This window comes from Halomonas sp. ALS9, from assembly GCF_001651035.1.
Lineage (GTDB): Bacteria > Pseudomonadota > Gammaproteobacteria > Pseudomonadales > Halomonadaceae > Vreelandella.
The window spans coordinates 1-562 of sequence record NZ_LXRG01000135.1; the positions used below are offsets into that span (position 1 = coordinate 1).

A 562-nucleotide genomic window follows, 5' to 3' on the forward strand; every position below is an offset into this window, starting at 1 on the left:
GCGCCATATCCCGTGACGCGGTGATCGTCTTCGGGCGGATCGCGGCCACCTGGAGGGTCGCCCTGACCGTCGGCGTGCTGTGGGCAACGCGAGACCGACCTGCCGGGGGATGACGGCCCTCGTCCTTTAAGCGGGTTCGGGCGTGGTCGGGGCTGACGTGAACTGGGCCGCGTGCAGGCGTGCGTAGACACCACCGGCGGCGAGCAGCCGACTGTGGGTGCCCTGCTCGGCGATGCGCCCGTCCTCCATGACCAGAATGGTGTCGGCGTCGCGGATGGTGGACAGGCGGTGGGCGATGACGAAACTGGTCCGCCCCTGGCGTAGATCGGCCATGGCCCGCTGGACCAGCGCTTCGGTCCGGGTGTCGACGGAGCTGGTGGCCTCGTCCATGACCAGGATCGAGGGCTTGGTGACGAAGGCGCGCGCGATGGTGAGCAATTGCCTCTCCCCTGCGCTCAGTCCCCCACCGTCCTCGTCGATCAGGGTGTCGTAGCCCTCCGGCAGCGTACGGATGAAGTGGTCGGCGCGGGCCGCCCGCCCGGCCCGGACGATCTCGTCACGG

1 protein-coding gene is annotated in these 562 nt (G+C 69.9%); it reads right to left on the bottom strand.

Going from position 1 to position 562, the window contains the following annotated elements; genetic code table 11:
- Positions 1 to 126: 126 nt before the first annotated feature.
- The coding region (locus A6R74_RS10480; protein WP_121499380.1) for an ATP-binding cassette domain-containing protein at positions 127 to 562 on the bottom strand (436 nt) is incomplete at its 5' end.